This window comes from Streptomyces sp. NPDC048277, from assembly GCF_040652235.1.
GTDB lineage: Bacteria > Actinomycetota > Actinomycetes > Streptomycetales > Streptomycetaceae > Streptomyces.
Map to the genome: position 1 here is coordinate 242,524 of NZ_JBEZLQ010000009.1, position 17,889 is coordinate 260,412.

Consider the following 17,889-nt stretch of genomic DNA (forward strand, 5'->3'; position numbering starts at 1 on the left):
GCACATTCACCACATCCAGGGCATCCACGGAGGTATCTTCCGTGTATTTGCGGGGTCTTCGAGATACGGCGGCCCCGACTGCCGTAGCATCCGGGTACGGGCCTCCCCACCTGCTCCTCGGTCAACGTACGGACCATCAGGCGCAGTTGGCCCGCTCGGGAGGAGACATGAAGCATCGCGGCAGACACCGGCGACGCAGGCGGGGCGCGGCACTGCGCGCCGCCTTGGCCGGGACCGCCCTCGCACTCACCGCGACCGCCACCATCGTCAGCACCTCACAGGCCACGGTCGCCGAGGACCCCGGCGCGCTGAAGCCGCTCACCTCCGCCGCCGACACCGCGCAGCTGCAGCTCCAGGAGCGCCTGGTGCCGCGCCGCTCGCTGGACCGGCTCGCCTCGGCGATGGGCGGCACGGTCGGGGTGGCCGACGTCCTGGCGAGCGCCGACCACAGCCTGCGGGAGGCGGCCGACTGCGACTCCGGCGAGCAGGACTCGCTGCCGGTCACCCCGGCGGCCGACGCGGCGTACTGCTGGGACCCCACCGACACCCTCACCGACGACTGGCGGCCGGCCTCGGTGACCACCTCCTCCGAGGCGGACGACGACGGCCTGTGGGGCGCCAACCGTGTCGTCCTGGCCGGCTGGACGCACAGCACCTCCACCGGCCCCGCCGCCTCCCGGGGCCTGGCCCGGGTAGCCGTGATCAACGCGAACGGCTCCGCCCACCCCTCCTACGCCTGGGTCCTGCTGACCGTGCCCAGCGCCGACGGCAGCACCTACCGGGGCCTGACCTCGGGGATCTCCGGCATGGTCTGGTACGAGGACAAGCTGCTGGTCACCACCACCCTGGGCAGCGCAGACGCCCTCTACGTCTACGACCTGAACCGCATCCAGCGCACCTCGATGCTCAGCGAGGCGATCGGCCGGGTGCCCGGCGGCTGGTCGGCCGACGGCTTCCGGTACGTGATGCCCGCCGTGGGCTCGTACCGGTTCACCTCCGGAGTCTGCGCCGAGGACGGCGCGCCCTGTCCGAGCGCGCTCTCCGTGGACCGCGGCACGGCCCCGGACAGCCTGGTCCTCGGCGAGTGGACCCCCGCCGGCAGCGACCGGCGGGCCCGGCTGTGGCGGTACGCGTTCGACGAGAGCCCGAAGCGGGACGGACTGCTGGCCACGGACACCTTCGGCCGGGCGGACGCGGTCGAGGCGTACCGGACCGGGGCGTCCGAGATCAGGGGCGTCCTGTCGTACCGTCCGCCGGGCGCGACGGGCTCCGAGTGGTACGTCGGCCATCTGCCCGGCGCGATGGACGGCCACGGCAGTCTGTGGCGCCAGGACACGAAGGGCGCGCGGGCGGCCGACTGCGGCTCGGACGCCTCGCACCGCTGCTGGGCGACGGGCACCGGCTCGCTCTCCTACGCACCGGACACGGGCGAGGTGTGGTCGGTCTCGGACCGCATGCTGTTCTCGGTGCCGCTGCGCTCGATCGACGCGTCACTCGGATAACGGATCGCCCACCGCGGGCCCTCCGGGGAGGCCCGCTGTCGACAGGGCCGGGGCCGGAATGATTGCCTGGCCCCCATGAGCAGCATCGTCGTGACCACCTGGTCCCTGGAGCAGACGTCCCCCGCCGACCTCCTCCCCGCCGCCGCCCCCGACGGGGACGCGGTCCGGATCGTCCGCTCCGAGGTCCCCTCCCCCGAGTTCAGCCGCTTCCTGTACGCCTCGGTCGGCGGCGACATCCGCTGGACCGACCGGCTGAGCTGGAGCTACGACCGGTGGCAGCAGTACCTGGAGCGGCCGGGCACGGAGACCTGGGTCGCCTACGACCGGGGCACCCCGGCGGGGTACGTCGAACTCGACCCGCAGGACGACGGCGTGGTGGAGATCGCCTACTTCGGCCTGATCCCGGCGTTCCGCGGCCGCCGCATCGGCGGGCACCTGCTCTCGTACGGCGCCGCCCGCGCCTGGGACCTGGCGGAGCGGTGGGCCGAGCGGCCGCCGACGAAGCGGGTGTGGCTGCACACCTGCAGCCTGGACGGCGAGCACGCGATGGCGAACTACCAGCGGCGCGGCTTCAGGCTCTTCGACACGAAGGTCGAGGAGGAACCGGACGTATCGGCGCCCGGTCCGTGGCCCGGCGCCGTTTCCGGTACGCGCCCCTAAACGCGCCGGGGGCGTGACGCACAACACTCCGTCTCACCATTCAGAATAGATTCGTCCGAATGCCGGACGATGGTGGACTGGCCGGAGATCCGCGTGACACGCTTCCGTCATGTCTGGAACTGGGATTGCCTTGGTGAGTCGGCGGCACGTCGACCTCGGCCGCATGTCCAGCGCCATCTGTCCGGCGGGCTGAGAGCACAGCACCGCCGCGCCTCCCTGTCCAGACCTCCCGTCGCGCAATGTTGCGCAGACACGCCCCCGTGCGCCCGCACGCGCAGGTCAGAGCCGCTTCCCACCTGTCCGAAGGACGTATATCACCATGGCCGCCACCCCGCAGAACCCTGACGCCTCCGCGCCCCGCCGCAAGGTGAGCCGTCACCGTGGCGAGGGTCAGTGGGCCATGGGCCACTACACCCCGCTCAACGGGAACGAACAGTTCAAGAAGGACGACGACGGTCTCAATGTGCGGACACGCATTGAGACGATCTACTCCAAGCGCGGTTTCGACTCGATCGACCCCAACGACCTGCGCGGACGTATGCGCTGGTGGGGCCTGTACACCCAGCGCAAGCCCGGCATCGACGGCGGCAAGACCGCCGTCCTGGAGCCGGAGGAGCTGGACGACAAGTACTTCATGCTGCGGGTGCGGATCGACGGCGGCCGCCTCACCACCCAGCAGCTGCGGGTGATCGGCGAGATCTCGCAGGAGTTCGCGCGGGGCAGCGCGGACATCACCGACCGGCAGAACATCCAGCTGCACTGGATCCGCATCGAGGACGTTCCCGAGATCTGGAACCGCCTGGAGGCCGTCGGCCTGTCCACCACGGAGGCGTGCGGCGACTGCCCGCGTGTCGTGATCGGCTCGCCGGTCGCCGGTATCGCCGAGGACGAGATCATCGACGGCACCTGGGCCATCGACGAGATCCACGAGCGGTACATCGGCAGCAAGGAGTTCTCCAACCTGCCGCGCAAGTTCAAGACGGCGATCTCCGGCTCCCCGCTGCTGGACGTCGTGCACGAGATCAACGACGTGGCGTTCGTCGGTGTCGAGCACCCCGAGCACGGCCCCGGCTTCGACCTGTGGGTCGGCGGCGGCCTGTCCACCAACCCGAAGATCGGCGTCCGGCTCGGCGCCTGGGTGCCGCTGAACGAGGTCCCGGACGTCTGGGCCGGCGTGATCGGCATCTTCCGCGACTACGGCTACCGGCGGCTGCGCACCCGCGCCCGGCTGAAGTTCCTGGTCGCCGACTGGGGCCCGGAGAAGTTCCGCCAGGTGCTCCAGGACGAGTACCTCAAGCGCGCGCTCGTCGACGGCCCCGCGCCCGCCGAGCCCGTGTCCCGCTGGCGCGACCACGTCGGTGTGCACCGCCAGCAGGACGGCAACTTCTACGTCGGCTTCGCCCCGCGCGTCGGCCGCGTGGACGGCGCCACCCTGGCGAAGATCGCCGACCTCGCCGAGGCGCACGGCTCGGGCCGGGTGCGCACCACCGTCGAGCAGAAGATGATCATCCTCGATGTGACGGAGGCGCAGGTCGAGTCGCTGGTCGAGGCCCTGCAGGCGCTCGACCTGACCGCCGAGCCGTCCCCGTTCCGGCGCGGCACGATGGCCTGCACCGGCATCGAGTACTGCAAGCTCGCCATCGTCGAGACCAAGCAGCGCGGCAGCGCCCTGATCGACGAGCTGGAGCGCCGCCTCCCGGAGTTCGACGAGCCGCTCACCATCAACCTCAACGGCTGCCCGAACGCCTGCGCCCGTATCCAGGTCGCGGACATCGGTCTCAAGGGCCAGCTGGTCCTCGACGACCAGGGCAACCAGGTCGAGGGCTACCAGGTGCACCTCGGCGGCGCCCTGGGCCTGGAGGCCGGCTTCGGCCGCAAGGTCCGCGGCCTCAAGGTGACCTCGGACGAGCTGCCGGACTACGTCGAGCGGGTGCTCAAGCGCTTCCAGGCGGAGCGCGAGGACGGCGAGCGGTTCGCCGCCTGGGCGTCCCGCGCCAGTGAGGAGGCCCTCTCATGAGCGAGCGGGCCGCCCCCTTCTACTGCCCCTACTGCGGGGACGAGGACCTGCGTCCCAGCGAGCAGGGCCACGGCTCCTGGGAATGCGCGGCCTGCAACCGCGCATTCCAGCTGAAGTTCCTCGGGCTGCTCGCCCAGGGACTGAAGCACTCCGATGCTGGAGGGGAACGGATATGACGACCGCTCAGCAAGAGCGAACCACCGAGGAGTTGAAGGCGCTGGCCGAACAGGCCGGCCGCGATCTCGAAGACGCCTCCGCCCTGGAGATCCTCCAGTGGGCGGTGGACACCTTCGGCAAGGGCTTCTGCGTGACCTCCTCCATGGAGGACGCGGTGGTGGCCCATCTGGCGTCGCGCGTCCAGAAGGGCGTCGACGTCGTCTTCCTCGACACCGGCTACCACTTCCCGGAGACCATCGGCACCCGGGACGCGGTCGAGGCCGTGATGGACGTCAACGTCATCACCCTCACCCCGCGCCAGACGGTCGCCGAGCAGGACGCGGAGTACGGCCCGAAGCTGCACGACCGCGACCCCGACCTGTGCTGCAAGCTCCGCAAGGTCCAGCCGCTGGAGCGGGGCCTGACCAAGTACACGGCCTGGGCGACCGGGCTGCGCCGCGACGAGTCCGAGACCCGCGCGAACACCCCGGTCGTCGGCTGGGACGAGAAGCGGCAGAAGGTCAAGATCTCCCCGATCGCCCGCTGGACCCAGGACGACGTCGACGACTACGTCGCCGAACACGGCGTGCTGACCAACCCGCTGCTGATGGACGGCTACACCTCCGTCGGCTGCGCCCCCTGCACCCGCCGGGTCCTGGAGGGCGAGGACGCCCGCGCCGGCCGCTGGGCGGGACGGGCCAAGACCGAGTGCGGGCTGCACGAATGACGACCACCGGGCCATCGACGAACGATTCGACGAACCAGGAGAACAACGTGACGACCGGAGCCACCGTCTGGCTCACGGGTCTGCCGAGTGCCGGCAAGACCACCATCGCGTACGAGCTGGCGGGCCGGCTGCGCGCGGAGGGCCAGCGCGTCGAGGTGCTCGACGGCGACGAGATCCGCGAGTTCATCTCGGCGGGCCTCGGCTTCAGCCGCGAGGACCGGCACACCAACGTGCAGCGCATCGGCTTCGTCGCCGAACTTCTGGCACGCAACGGCGTCAAGGCCCTCGTCCCGGTGATCGCCCCCTACGCGGACAGCCGCGAGGCGGTGCGCAAGCGGCACGACGAGAACGGCACCGCGTATGTCGAGGTGCACGTGGCGACCCCGGTCGAGGTGTGCTCCGTACGCGATGTGAAGGGTCTGTACGCCAAGCAGGCCGCCGGTGAACTGAGCGGCCTGACGGGCGTCGACGACCCGTACGAGGAGCCCGAGACGCCCGATCTGCGGATCGAGTCGCAGCACCAGACCGTGCAGGAGTCCGCGGCGTCGGTGCACGCCCTGCTGAGCGAGAAGGGACTGGCATGACGACGACCGTGGCGACCCACGAGGAGGGCACGGGCACCCCGTACACCGTGTCCCACCTGGACGCGCTGGAGTCCGAGGCGGTCCATATCTTCCGCGAGGTGGCGGGCGAGTTCGAGCGGCCGGTGATCCTGTTCTCCGGCGGCAAGGACTCCATCGTCATGCTGCACCTGGCGCTCAAGGCCTTCGCCCCGGCGGCCGTCCCGTTCTCGCTGCTGCACGTGGACACCGGGCACAACTTCCCCGAGGTACTGGAGTACCGGGACCGCACGGTCGAGAAGCACGGACTGCGGCTGCACGTGGCCTCCGTCCAGGACTACATCGACCGGGGTGTGCTCAAGGAGCGTCCGGACGGCGTCCGCAACCCGCTGCAGACGCTGCCGCTGACCGAGCGGATCCAGAGCGAGAAGTTCGACGCGGTCTTCGGCGGCGGCCGGCGTGACGAGGAGAAGGCCCGCGCCAAGGAGCGCGTGTTCTCCCTGCGCGACGAGTTCTCCCAGTGGGACCCGCGCCGCCAGCGCCCCGAGCTGTGGAACCTCTACAACGGCCGGCACGCCCCCGGCGAACACGTCCGCGTCTTCCCCCTCTCCAACTGGACCGAACTGGACGTCTGGCAGTACATCGCCCGCGAGGGCATCGAGCTGCCGCAGATCTACTTCGCGCACGAGCGTGAGGTGTTCCAGCGCAACGGCATGTGGCTGACCGCCGGCGAGTGGGGCGGCCCGAAGGGCGGCGAGACCGTCGAGAAGCGGCAGGTGCGCTACCGGACCGTCGGCGACATGTCCTGCACCGGCGCCGTCGACTCCGACGCCGGCACGCTGGACGCCGTGATCACCGAGATCGCCGCCTCCCGGCTCACCGAGCGCGGCGCCACCCGCGCCGACGACAAGCTCTCCGAGGCCGCGATGGAAGACCGCAAGCGCGAGGGGTACTTCTAGACATGAGCACCAGCACCACGGAACTCGGCCTCGCCGAGACGACCCTGCTGCGTTTCGCGACCGCCGGCTCGGTCGACGACGGCAAGTCCACCCTCGTCGGACGGCTGCTGCACGACTCCAAGTCGGTCCTCGCCGACCAGCTGGAGGCCGTGGAGCGCGCCTCCGCGAGCCGCGGCCAGGACGCCCCCGACCTCGCGCTGCTCACCGACGGTCTGCGGGCCGAGCGCGAGCAGGGCATCACCATCGACGTGGCCTACCGCTACTTCGCCACCCCGAAGCGCCGCTTCATCCTCGCCGACACGCCCGGCCATGTGCAGTACACCCGCAACATGGTGACGGGTGCCTCCACCGCCGAGCTGACCGTGGTCCTCGTCGACGCCCGCAACGGCGTCGTCGAGCAGACCCGCCGGCACGCCGCGATCGCCGCGCTGCTGCGCGTCCCGCACGTCGTCCTCGCCGTCAACAAGATGGACCTGGTCGGCTACCAGGAGGCCATCTTCGCCGGGATCGCCGAGGAGTTCACGGCGTACGCGACCGAGCTGGGCGTCCCGGAGATCACCGCGATCCCGATCTCGGCGCTCGTCGGCGACAACGTCGTGGAGCCGTCCGCGAACATGGACTGGTACGGCGGCCCGACCGTCCTGGAGCACCTGGAGACCGTCCCGGTCAGCCACGACCTGGCGCACTGCCACGCCCGGCTGCCCGTGCAGTACGTGATCCGCCCGCAGACCGCCGAACACCCGGACTACCGGGGCTACGCCGGCCAGATCGCGGCCGGCTCCTTCCACGTCGGCGAGGCCGTCACGGTCCTGCCGTCCGGCCGTACGACGACGGTCTCCGGCATCGACCTGCTCGGCAAGCCGGTCGGCACGGCGTGGACCACCCAGTCGGTGACCATCCTGCTCACGGACGACATCGACGTCTCGCGCGGCGACCTGATCGTCCCGACCAAGGACGCCCCGGCGACCACCCAGGACGTCGAGGCGACCGTCTGCCACGTGGCCGACCAGCCGCTGACCGTCGGGCACCGGGTGCTGCTCAAGCACGGCACCCGCACGGTCAAGGCGATCGTCAAGGACATCCCGTCCCGTCTCACGCTCGACGACCTGTCCCTGCACCCGCACCCGGGGCAGCTCGTCGCCAACGACATCGGCCGGGTGAAGATCCGTACCGCCGAGCCGCTGCCGGTCGACTCCTACGCCGACTCGCGCCGCACCGGCTCGTTCATCCTGATCGACCCCGCCGACGGCACCACGCTCACCGCGGGCATGGTCGGCGAGTCGTTCGCGTCCCCCGAGCCGGTCAAGGACGAGACCGAAGACGACGGCTGGGACTTCTGACATGACGGTGACCGACGTCTACTCGACGTTCGCGAAGGAGGGCGGCCGCGTGGGCAGCGGCGCGCTCGGCAGCGGGCAGGGCGGGGTGGCGCGATGTGTGCGTTGACGTACGCGCACCGCTTGCGCGCCCTCACCCCCCACCGCCGTAGACGCAGACCTGCCGACCTCCCGGCCACGACCTGAGAGACCGTGACCGCCGGGCCTCCGAGAGGAACACCTCCCGTGCCTGCTTCAACTGCCGTTCGCCGTACCCTCGCGGTGATAGCCGCGCTCCCGCTGCTCACCCTCGCCGCCTGCGGCTACGGGTCCCAGTCCGACAAGAGCGAGACCACGAAGGTCGCCGCCGGGTCCAAGAAGATCGACGGCCTCGACACCGTCAAGATCGGCTACTTCGGCAACCTGACCCACGCGACCGCGCTGGTCGGCAACCAGAAGGGCTTCTTCCAGAAGGAGCTCGGCGCCACCCAGGCGAAGTACGCGGTCTTCAACGCCGGGCCCTCCGAGATCGAGGCGCTCAACTCCGGCTCGATCGACATCGGCTGGATCGGCCCCTCCCCGTCGATCAACGGTTACACCAAGTCCAACGGCACCGACCTGAAGATCATCGGCGGTTCGGCCTCGGGCGGCGTGAAGCTGGTCGTCAACCCGAAGAAGATCAAGTCGCTGGCGGACGTCAAGGGCAAGAAGATCGCGACGCCTCAGCTGGGCAACACGCAGGACGTGGCGTTCCTCAACTGGATCGCCGACCAGGGCTGGAAGGTCGACGCGCAGAGCGGCAAGGGTGACGTCACGGTCGTCCGCACCGACAACAAGATCACCCCGGACGCGTTCAAGGCGGGCTCCATCGACGGCGCCTGGGTGCCGGAGCCGACCGCGTCCAAGCTGGTCGCCGAGGGCGGCAAGGTGCTCCTCGACGAGTCCACGCTGTGGCCCGACAAGAAGTTCGTGATCACGAACATCATCGTGTCGCAGAAGTTCCTCAAGGCGCACCCGAAGGTCGTCGAGGCGGTCCTCAAGGGCTCGGTCGAGACCAACAAGTGGATCAACGCCAACCCCGACCAGGCGAAGGCCGCCGCGAACAAGCAGCTGGCGATCGACTCCGGCAAGGCGCTGCCGGACGCCGTCCTGAACTCGGCGTGGTCGTCGATCCAGATCACCAACGACCCGCTGGCCGCCACCCTCGACACCGAGGCCGAGCACGCGGTCAAGGCCGGTCTGCTGGAGAAGCCGAACCTCAAGGGCATCTACGACCTGACCCTCCTCAACAAGGTCCTCAAGGCCGCGGGTGAGAGCACGGTCGACGACGCCGGTCTCGGCAGCAGCTGACACCCACCGACGGACCCCAGGAGGTGACGACCATGGCCACGACCACGACACTCGCCAAGGCCGGCGAGTCGGTGGAGTACGCGGCACGCCTTGAGCATGTCTCGAAGTCCTTCGCGACTCCGGGTGGGCAGCAGCTCGTCCTGGACGACATCAGCCTCGATGTCGCTCCGGGTGAGTTCGTCACCCTCCTGGGGGCCTCGGGCTGCGGCAAGTCCACGCTGCTGAACCTGGTGGCGGGCCTGGACAAGCCCAGCGCCGGAGCCATCACCACGGACGGCCGCCCGGCCCTGATGTTCCAGGAGCACGCCCTCTTCCCGTGGCTGACCGCGGGCAAGAACATCGAACTCGCCCTCAAGCTCAGGGGAGTTCCCAAGAACGACCGCCGGGACAAGGCCGAGCGGCTGCTCGAACTGGTCCGGCTGAAGGGCGCGTACGGCAAGCGCGTCCACGAGCTGTCGGGCGGTATGCGCCAGCGCGCCGCCCTGGCCCGTTCGCTCGCGCAGGAGAGCAAGCTGCTGCTGATGGACGAGCCGTTCTCGGCGCTGGACGCCATCACGCGGGACGTGCTGCACGACGAGCTGACCCGGATCTGGGAGGAGACCGGGCTCTCCGTCCTGTTCGTCACGCACAACGTGCGCGAGGCGGTGCGGCTCGCCCAGCGGGTGATCCTGCTGTCCTCCCGGCCGGGCCGGATCGCCCGCGAGTGGGAGGTCGGCATCCCGCAGCCGCGCCGTATCGAGGACGCGCCCGTGGCCGAACTGTCCCTTGAGATCACCGATGTACTGCGTGGGGAGATCCGCCGCCATGGCCAGCACTGAGACGACTCCGGCCAAGGACGCCGGAAGTGTCGAGGCCGGCCTCGACGCCCTGGAGACGGCGACCACCAGCCGCCCGACCCTCCGGCAGACCTTCGTCAACAAGATCCTGCCGCCGATCATCGCGCTCGCGGTGGTCGTCGTCGCCTGGTACATCCTGTACCCCATCGTCGACGACCCCTCCAAGCTGCCCTCGCCCGGTGCCGTGGCGAGCGAGTTCAAGGACGCCTGGCTGAAGGGCGACCTGCTCGGTTACATCTGGACCAGCGTCAGCCGCGGCCTCCTCGGCTTCCTCTTCGCGCTGGTCATCGGCACCCCGCTGGGTCTGCTGGTGGCGCGGGTGAAGTTCGTGCGGGCGGCGATCGGACCGATCCTGTCCGGCCTCCAGTCGCTGCCGTCGGTGGCGTGGGTGCCGCCGGCCGTGATCTGGCTGGGCCTGAACAACTCGATGATGTACGCCGTGATCCTGCTCGGCGCGGTCCCCTCCATCGCCAACGGCCTCGTCTCCGGCGTCGACCAGGTGCCGCCGCTGTTCCTGCGGGCGGGACGCACCATGGGCGCGACGGGCGTGAAGGGCATCTGGCACGTCGTGCTCCCCGCGGCGCTGCCCGGCTATGTGGCGGGCCTGAAGCAGGGCTGGGCGTTCTCCTGGCGCTCGCTGATGGCGGCGGAGATCATCGCGAGCTTCCCCGACCTCGGCGTGGGCCTCGGCCAGCTGCTGGAGAACGCGCGCACCGCCAGCGACATGGCCATGGTGTTCGAGGCCATCATCCTGATCCTGTTCGTCGGCATCGCGATCGACCTGCTGATCTTCAGCCCGCTGGAGCGGTGGGTACTGCGCAGCCGCGGGCTGCTGGTGAAGAGCTGAGGTCCATGTACAGCAAGCCGGTTCTCCTCGTCATCGCCCACGGCAGCCGCGATCCGCGGCACGCCGCGACCGTGCACGCCCTGGTACGGCGGGTACGGTCGCTGCGGCCCGGGCTGCGCGTGGAGACCGGCTTCCTGGACTTCAACATCCCGTCCGTGCACGGAGCGCTGGAGTCACTGGCGGCGGAGGGCGTACGGGATGTCGTGGCGCTGCCGCTGCTGCTCACCCGCGCGTTCCACGCGAAGGCCGACATCCCGGCGGTCCTGCGGGACGCGCCGCCGCAGCTGCGGATCCGGCAGGCGGAGGTACTGGGCCCGTCCCCGTTGCTGCTGTCGGCCCTCGAACGACGGTTGTACGAGGCGGGGCTGACCCCCGCCGACAAGTCCTCGACCGGGGTCGTGCTGGCCTCGGCGGGGTCCTCCGACCCGGAGGCGATCGCAGTGATCGCAGACATCGCGCGGGAGTGGCGGCACACCGGTTGGTGCGCCGTGCGGCCTGCGTTCGCCTCCGCATCCCTCCCCCGCACCGAGGACGCGGTACGCGAACTCCGGGAGCTGGGCTGTGCCCGGGTGGCCGTGGCCCCGTACGTCCTGGCTCCCGGCTTCCTGCCCGACCGGATCGCCCGGGGCGCGGCTGAGGCGGACGTCCTGGCCGAGGTGCTCGGCCCGGCGCCGGAGGTGGCCCGGGTCCTGCTGCAGCGGTACGACGCCGCGCGGCGCCCGGCGCTGGCGGCCGTCGGGGCCTGAACAGATCAGGGTTCGCGGTCCGGCGCTCCCCTGTGGCGTCGGACCGCGAACGGCCGGCCTACGGCGGGGCTCTCGCGAGCCTTCCTGCCGTGGCCGGCTCTTACTTCAGCGTCCGATGCGGCGAAGGTGTCACACCTGGGGCTTTACCGGTTCAGTTTCCCAACGACTTGTCCTTATTGGGCAGTTGATCGGGTGGTCGCGGTGACCGTCGCCGCGGGTCCGACGCCGGCCGCGGTGACGGCTGCGACGGTCACGGTGTAGGCCGTGCCGGGTTCCAGCGCGCCGATCACCCGGAACATGCCCTTGGCCGAGGGCTGGGTCACCAGCACGTCCCGCCCGGTGACGTCGATCGGGGCACGGCCGTCGGAGACGGTCACCCGGTAGCCGGTCACCCTGGCGTCGCCGGTGTCGGTCGGCGGGGTCCAGGCGAGGGTGGCCGCGGTGGCCGACGTGCGGAGCTTGGGGGCGGTCGGTGCGGCCGGGAGGGTGGTCGCGGCGGTCGGGGCCAGCGGCGCCGAGGCGAGCGAGGGGGCGCTCTCGCCCTGGGCGTTGCGGGCGGTGACCGTGACGGTGACCGGGCCGCCCGCGGCAACGCCGAGGCGTATCAGGGCGGTCCGCTTGAACTCGGCTGCGGAGACGCTCTGTTCGGCGACCTGGCTGCCTGTCGCGTCGTAGGCCCGGGCGGTGTAGCCGGTCACCGGTGAACCGCCGTCCGCGAAGGCCGGGTTGAAGGTCACCCACAGCGCGTCGGCACCGGCCGTGGCGGTCCCGACCCGGGAGGGTGCCTCGGGGACGGAGAGGGCGCCGGTCCGGCGGTCGAGGAGGTGCCGGTAGGAGGGCTCGAGTCCCGCGTTGCCGAGGACGTCCGACGGTACGTCGGACAGTCCCGTCATGATCGTGTTCCCGGTGGTGACCAGTCCCTTGCTGTCGCCGTCGGCGGTGCCCTCCTCCCACCAGTTGCCCTTGACCAGGGTCGGGTCGTTGTTGCCGAGGCCGTCGCGGTAGTCGGTGTGCCGGGAGGCCACGTTGGCGTAGGAGGCGTGGTAGAGGACGTTGCCCTCGACGGTCTCGTAGGTGCAGCCGTTGTCGGTGTAGACGTTCTTGCCGAGGCCCCACTGGTCGTGGATGACGTTCCCGGTGACCTGCTCGCCGTCCGTCATGGAGGTGCCGGTCAGACCCTGGGTGTAGACGCCGCCGCCGTCGTCGAGCATCTGCATGTAGTCGAAGATCAGGTTGTTCCGTACGGCGTTGTCGTGGCTGGGGTTCGGGGTGGCCGCGTCGCCGATCTTGTCGGGCCAGCCGCCCCAGCCCATGGAGACGGCCGAGTAGCCGACATGGTCGATCTGGTTGTGGGCGATGGTGTCGTGCTCGGTGTAGCCGTTGAGGATCGCGACCCCGCCGTGGTACTCGCGGGGCAGCCCGTAGAGGTGGTTGTCCGTCACCTGGACGCCGGAGGCGGGGGTCTGCCCGTCGACCCCGCCGATCTCGACGCCGTTCCCGGAGATGTCGGTGAAGACGCTCCCGCTGACGGTGGAGTCCGCCGACCCCGCCCCCAACTCCAGTCCGGACGCGCCGAGATGGGCGAAGACGTCGTCGGCGAACTCGATGTGCCGCCCGTACGCGAACGTCACGTTGCCCGGCATCTTCGTCCAGGACGCGAACGGGCAGGTGCCGCCCGCCACGTACTGACACAGCCCCTGGGTGGCCCAGCCCTGGTCCCCGGTGACGGTGTAGCCGGCCTGGATCTCGGAGAAGCCCTCGGGGGTGGACGGGGTCAGCCAGGTGGCGTACCCGAACTCGATGCCGCGGAAGGCGATGTCGTGCACGGGCGCGTCCGCCGTGCCCCGCCCCTCGACGAGTTTCTCGGCCGCGGCGGCCTCGACGTCGGCGCCGGCCAGGTGTTCGCCCTTGCGGGGCAGGTAGTAGACCCGGTGGGCGCTCCGGTCGAGGTACCACTCGCCGGGCTGGTCGAGGAGTTCGTAGGCGTTCTCGACGTACGACGGCTTGCCGCCGTTGGTGAGCTTGCCCGGGCCGACCATGCTGACGGTGCGGCCGGGGATGTCGGGGAATTCCACCCGCTTGTTGGAGTTGTCCCAGCAGGGCTGGGTCATGGTGATCGTGGTGCCCTCGGCGGCGGCGATACGGCAGCGCGGCTCGGTCCACTGGCCGAGCCCGTTGCGCTCGATGTTCCAGAGGGCTTCACCGCTGGTGTATACGAACTCGGCGTCGGCGGGGTGCTTCCAGTGCGCGATCGTGTCCGAGGAGGCGGTGTAGCCGGTGCCGGTCTGGGTGAGCGTCACCGGAACGGCTCCGCGGGCCCGCTGCGCCCGCACCCCGTCCACGTACAACTGCCGGGTGTCGGCGAGCCCTTGGGGCGCGGGCGCGGACCACAGCCCGGCCCGGCCCGGCACCCGCTGCCAGCCGGTCACCCGGCGGCCGCCGCTGACCAGGGTGCCGTCGCCGCTGCCCTGCCAGATCACCCGGTGGCCGTTGGCTCCGGAGTCCCGGGCGTCGAGGACGAGGGGCTTCGTACGGCGGTAGGTGCCCGGGGCGAGGTGCACGGTGAGGTCGGCCCGCAGCCCGGCGACCCTGGCCCGGACCAGGTCGCGGGCGCGGTCCAGGGTGCGGACGGGGTGGCGGGCGGTGCCGTCGGCGTGGTCGTCGCCGGTGGGTGAGACATAGACGTCGGAGGAGGCCGCGGCTACGGCCGCCGGGGCGGGGGCGGCGAGCCCCGGGGTGGCGAGGGTGAGAACGGCGGCGGCGAAGGTGACCAGGGCAGCTCTTCGGTGCGTGGGCATGTTGTCCCTCCCGTGGGATCAGCCTGTACCCAACGCCGGGAAAGGTAGGAGCACTTGGATGCCCGAGTCAATGAATGCGACGGGATTGCCCGCGACGAACCGGCCAACTCCCTTGATTCATCGGAGCGGTTGAGATCTTGGGCCGCGGAAGGTCACGCCCCCGGGGTGGTCAGCTCCACCAGTTTGACGACCGTGTTCCAGTTCCGGGTCGTGGCGATCAGCCCCTTGTTGACCCGGGGCCGGGACAGCGCCTCCGCCAGCTTGGAGCGGCCGAGGCCGTCCGGGGCGTACAGGTACAGCGCGCGGTCGCCCAGGCGGAACTCCTCCGGGAGGTGCACGGCCGGGTCGACGTCCGCGAAGCGCTCCGGGGCGACCGGCCCGGAGAAGTAGGTGACGTGCAGCTGCTTGCCCTCCAGTTCGGCGGCCGGGAACGGGCAGGCCTCGGCGATCGCCTTCAGATAGGCGTGGTCGCGGACGAGCACGTCGACGGAGAAGCCGAACCGCTCCTCGATCGCCCCGGCCAGTTCGACGGCCAGGGACTCCGCGTCCCCGTGGCCGGAGGCGAAGACGGCCTGCCCGCTCTGCAGATAGGTCTGCACGGAGTCGTACCCGAGACCGGCCATCAGTGCGCGCAGCTCGGCCATCGGAAGCTTCTTCTTGCCGCCCACGTTGATCCCGCGCAGCAGCGCCGCATACGTCGTCACTCGAACAGCTTAGAACGGCCGTCGTGCCCCGTGGGGGTGGGCACGACGGCCGCGCCGGGCAACCCGGACTGCCCGAAACTCTGGCCGATCGGACCGGCCCGGATCAACTCCTACACGCACCTGTGACTTGTTCAACAAGGTTCTGTAATCACAAAGAGGACCCCTGTCGTCGGAAGGGACAGCCCTGATGATCACCCCCTAGACGGGGCGATAGATGTAGGGGCCCGACATCCTCCTCGGCGACGAGAGCCGGCCGCCGCACTTCACCGGGCAGCACGACGAGTCGGCCTTATCCGGCCCATACCTTCGAATCGAACGAAGCACGTCGTGAAGAAGTCGTGGCGGCCGGGGCCGTCACCGCACACGAGGGGGGCGATCCCGTCATGGATCCCGTCATGGGGAACGGAGAGACGCGGGTGCGGGGCCTGGCGGCCCGGGCCGGCGGCTGGAGTGCCCGGCACCGCTGGGCAGCCGTCGGCATATGGGTGCTGTTCGTCGTCCTGGCGATGGGACTCGGTTCGGCGGCCGGCCGGGTCGACGTCGACGAGAGCGACCAGCTCAAGGGCGAGACCCACACCGCCGCGAAGATCATCGACGACGCGGGGATCAAGGAGCCGGCCGGGGAGACGGTCCTGATCCAGGCCAGGGACGGCTCGGTCACGTCCGCGGACGCCGAGTTCAAGGCCGCCGTCGCGGACGTCGTGAAGGCGGTCGGCGGCACCGGCAGGGTCACGGACGTCACCTCGCCGTACACCACGGGCACGATCTCGAAGGACGGGCGCAGCGCGCTGGTCCAGTTCGACATGCGCGGCGACGCGGCGACGGCCGCCGACCGGGTCGAGCCGGTGCTGGACGCGGTGGCCGGGGTACAGAAGGCGCATGGCTCGCTGCGGATCGAGGAGATCGGCGGCGCCAGCATGAACAAGCAGTACTCCGACGCCTTCGGCAACGACTTCCAGCGGGCCGAGTACTCCGCCGTGCCGGTGGCCTTCGGCATCCTGCTGATCGCCTTCGGCGCGCTGGTGGCCGCACTGCTCCCGGTCGGTCTGGCCGTCACCGCGATCATGGCGACGATGGGCCTGATGGGGATCGTCAGCCACCTGCAGCCGATGAGCGACACCGCCAACTCCGTGATGCTGCTGGTCGGCATGGCGGTCGGCGTCGACTACTGCCTGTTCTACCTGCGCCGGGAACGCGAGGAGCGGGAGGCCGGCCGGTCCGCGGGCGCCGCGCTCAGGATCGCCGCCGCCACCAGCGGCCGGGCGATCATCGTCTCCGGTGTCACGGTCTGCGTGGCGATGGCGGGCATGCTGTTCACCGGCCTCCCCGAGTTCGAGGCGATGGGCCTGGCCTCCCTGATGGTCGTCGCGGTCGCCATGGTCGGCTCCGTGACCGTCCTGCCCGCGCTGCTCTCCCTGCTCGGCGAACGGGTCGAGAAGGGCCGTCTCCCCTTCCTGCGCCGCAAGCGCGCTCAGGGTCCCGCCGAGAGCCGGTTCTGGACGGCCGTCCTGCGGGGCGTGCTCGCCAGGCCGCTGGTCTCGGTGGTCGTCGCGGTCGGCGCGCTGCTCGCGGTCGCCGCCCCCGCCCTCGGCATGAAGACCTCGCAGCTCACCCTGGACCAGGAGTTCGGCCACTCGCTGCCGATCGTGGGGACCTACGACCGGGTCAACCAGGCCTTCCCCGGCGGCTCCGAGCCCGCCGAGGTGGTCGTCCGGGCGAAGGACATCAACGCCCCCGAGGTCAGGCGGGCACTGACGAACTTCAAGGAGCGGGCGATCAGTTCGGGGGCCTCGCGCGGCCCGGTCCAGATCAAGCTGCACGACGACCGGAACGTCGCCCTGATCTCCGTACCGCTGGTCGGCGGCTCCGACCTGGACAAGGCCGGCAAGAGCCTGGAGAAGCTGCGCGACGAGGTCCGGCCGGCCACCCTCGGCAAGGTCGACGGCGTGCAGGCGCCGATCACCGGGAACGTCGCGGGCAACCAGGACTTCAACGACCAGCTGCTCGGCTCGGTCGTCCCGGTCTTCGCCTTCGTGGTCGTCTTCGCCTTCCTCCTGATGCTGCTGTCCTTCCGCTCCCTCACGGTCGCGATCACCTCGATCCTGCTCAACCTGCTCTCGGTGGGCGCGGCCTACGGCATCCTGGTCGCCGTCTTCCAGCACGGCTGGGGTGCCTCGCTGGTCGGCGCGGAGGGCGTCGGCGCGATCGTCACCTGGCTGCCGCTGTTCCTCTTCGTGATCCTGTTCGGCCTGTCGATGGACTACCACGTGTTCGTGGTCTCCCGGATCCGCGAGGCCCGGCTGCGCGGCCGGTCCACGAAGGACGCGATCCAGCACGGGGTGGTCACCACGGCCGGGGTCGTCACCAGCGCCGCCGTCATCATGGTCGCCGTGTTCGCGATCTTCGGCACCCTGTCCATGCAGTCCATGAAGCAGATGGGCGTGGGCCTGGCGGCCGCGGTCCTCATCGACGCGACGATCATCCGGGGCGTGCTGCTCCCGGCGGTGATGTCCCTGCTCGGCGAGCGCAACTGGTACCTGCCCAGCTGGCTGCGGTGGCTGCCGGACATGACCCACGACGAGTCGCCGGAGCCGGTGGCACCGACGAGGCGCGACGAGCAGGACCGGCTGCCCGTCTGAGTCCTGGTAACACCCTTTGACGCAGGGCCCGTCGGTCTCCGCAGGAGCCGACGGGCCCTGCGTCGTGCTTGC

Annotated in this window: 16 protein-coding genes; 14 read left to right on the forward strand and 2 right to left on the reverse strand. The window is 70.6% G+C overall.

The annotated features are described in order from the left end of the window. The first annotated feature begins 167 nt into the window (after nt 1–167). From AB0D85_RS21475 to AB0D85_RS21535, 13 genes are all read left to right on the forward strand, one after another. Entirely contained in the window at nt 168–1,502 is a 1,335-nt protein-coding gene (locus tag AB0D85_RS21475; protein ID WP_362322397.1) for a hypothetical protein, read from the forward strand. Nucleotides 1,503–1,577: 75 nt separating this feature from the next. Further along, on the forward strand, nt 1,578–2,162 hold the full coding sequence (locus tag AB0D85_RS21480; RefSeq protein WP_362322399.1) for a GNAT family N-acetyltransferase: 585 nt from the start codon (nt 1,578–1,580) through the stop codon (nt 2,160–2,162). A gap of 109 nt (nt 2,163–2,271) precedes the next feature. After that, nucleotides 2,272–2,355, forward strand: coding sequence for a putative leader peptide (locus AB0D85_RS21485; RefSeq protein ID WP_309500612.1), 84 nt, complete (start codon nt 2,272–2,274; stop codon nt 2,353–2,355). A gap of 126 nt (nt 2,356–2,481) precedes the next feature. Then, entirely contained in the window at nt 2,482–4,179 is a 1,698-nt protein-coding gene (locus tag AB0D85_RS21490; protein WP_362322401.1) for a nitrite/sulfite reductase, read from the forward strand. Further along, nucleotides 4,176–4,355, forward strand: coding sequence for a hypothetical protein (locus AB0D85_RS21495; RefSeq protein WP_362322403.1), 180 nt, complete (start codon nt 4,176–4,178; stop codon nt 4,353–4,355). The genes AB0D85_RS21490 and AB0D85_RS21495 overlap by 4 nt, the downstream gene beginning before the upstream one ends. Further along, a complete protein-coding gene (locus AB0D85_RS21500; RefSeq protein WP_362322405.1) occupies nt 4,352–5,062 on the forward strand; it encodes a phosphoadenylyl-sulfate reductase in 711 nt (236 codons plus the stop codon). Before AB0D85_RS21495 ends, AB0D85_RS21500 begins: the two co-directional genes overlap by 4 nt. Beyond that, a complete protein-coding gene (gene cysC, locus AB0D85_RS21505; RefSeq protein ID WP_362322408.1) occupies nt 5,059–5,646 on the forward strand; it encodes an adenylyl-sulfate kinase in 588 nt (195 codons plus the stop codon). Before AB0D85_RS21500 ends, cysC begins: the two co-directional genes overlap by 4 nt. Further along, entirely contained in the window at nt 5,643–6,581 is a 939-nt protein-coding gene (gene cysD / locus AB0D85_RS21510) for a sulfate adenylyltransferase subunit CysD (RefSeq protein ID WP_362322410.1), read from the forward strand. The genes cysC and cysD overlap by 4 nt, the downstream gene beginning before the upstream one ends. Nucleotides 6,582–6,583: 2 nt before the next feature. Further along, a complete protein-coding gene (locus tag AB0D85_RS21515; RefSeq protein ID WP_362322412.1) occupies nt 6,584–7,921 on the forward strand; it encodes a GTP-binding protein in 1,338 nt (445 codons plus the stop codon). A gap of 222 nt (nt 7,922–8,143) precedes the next feature. After that, nucleotides 8,144–9,247, forward strand: coding sequence for an aliphatic sulfonate ABC transporter substrate-binding protein (locus AB0D85_RS21520; RefSeq protein ID WP_362322414.1), 1,104 nt, complete (start codon nt 8,144–8,146; stop codon nt 9,245–9,247). A gap of 32 nt (nt 9,248–9,279) precedes the next feature. Further along, on the forward strand, nt 9,280–10,065 hold the full coding sequence (locus tag AB0D85_RS21525; RefSeq protein WP_362322416.1) for an ABC transporter ATP-binding protein: 786 nt from the start codon (nt 9,280–9,282) through the stop codon (nt 10,063–10,065). Then, the gene (locus tag AB0D85_RS21530) at nt 10,052–10,930 is read left to right on the forward strand and encodes an ABC transporter permease (RefSeq protein WP_362322418.1); all 879 of its coding nucleotides are present in this window, start codon (nt 10,052–10,054) and stop codon (nt 10,928–10,930) included. The genes AB0D85_RS21525 and AB0D85_RS21530 overlap by 14 nt, the downstream gene beginning before the upstream one ends. A 5-nt stretch (nt 10,931–10,935) precedes the next feature. Next, nucleotides 10,936–11,676, forward strand: coding sequence for a sirohydrochlorin chelatase (locus tag AB0D85_RS21535; RefSeq protein ID WP_362322420.1), 741 nt, complete (start codon nt 10,936–10,938; stop codon nt 11,674–11,676). A gap of 173 nt (nt 11,677–11,849) precedes the next feature. Here the strand turns inward: AB0D85_RS21535 and AB0D85_RS21540 are convergent, their stop codons facing one another. Both AB0D85_RS21540 and AB0D85_RS21545 read right to left on the reverse strand, forming a co-directional pair. Further along, a complete protein-coding gene (locus AB0D85_RS21540) occupies nt 11,850–14,474 on the reverse strand; it encodes a fibronectin type III domain-containing protein (protein ID WP_362322422.1) in 2,625 nt (874 codons plus the stop codon). 152 nt (nt 14,475–14,626) lie between these two features. Continuing rightward, nucleotides 14,627–15,178, reverse strand: coding sequence for a DUF1697 domain-containing protein (locus AB0D85_RS21545; RefSeq protein WP_362322424.1), 552 nt, complete (start codon nt 15,176–15,178; stop codon nt 14,627–14,629). 395 nt (nt 15,179–15,573) lie between these two features. Here AB0D85_RS21545 and AB0D85_RS21550 point away from each other — a divergent pair, with 395 nt between their 5' ends. Next, nucleotides 15,574–17,817: an MMPL family transporter gene (locus tag AB0D85_RS21550; RefSeq protein WP_362322426.1), complete on the forward strand. Its 2,244-nt coding sequence runs from the start codon at nt 15,574–15,576 to the stop codon at nt 17,815–17,817. Nucleotides 17,818–17,889: the final 72 nt, after the last annotated feature.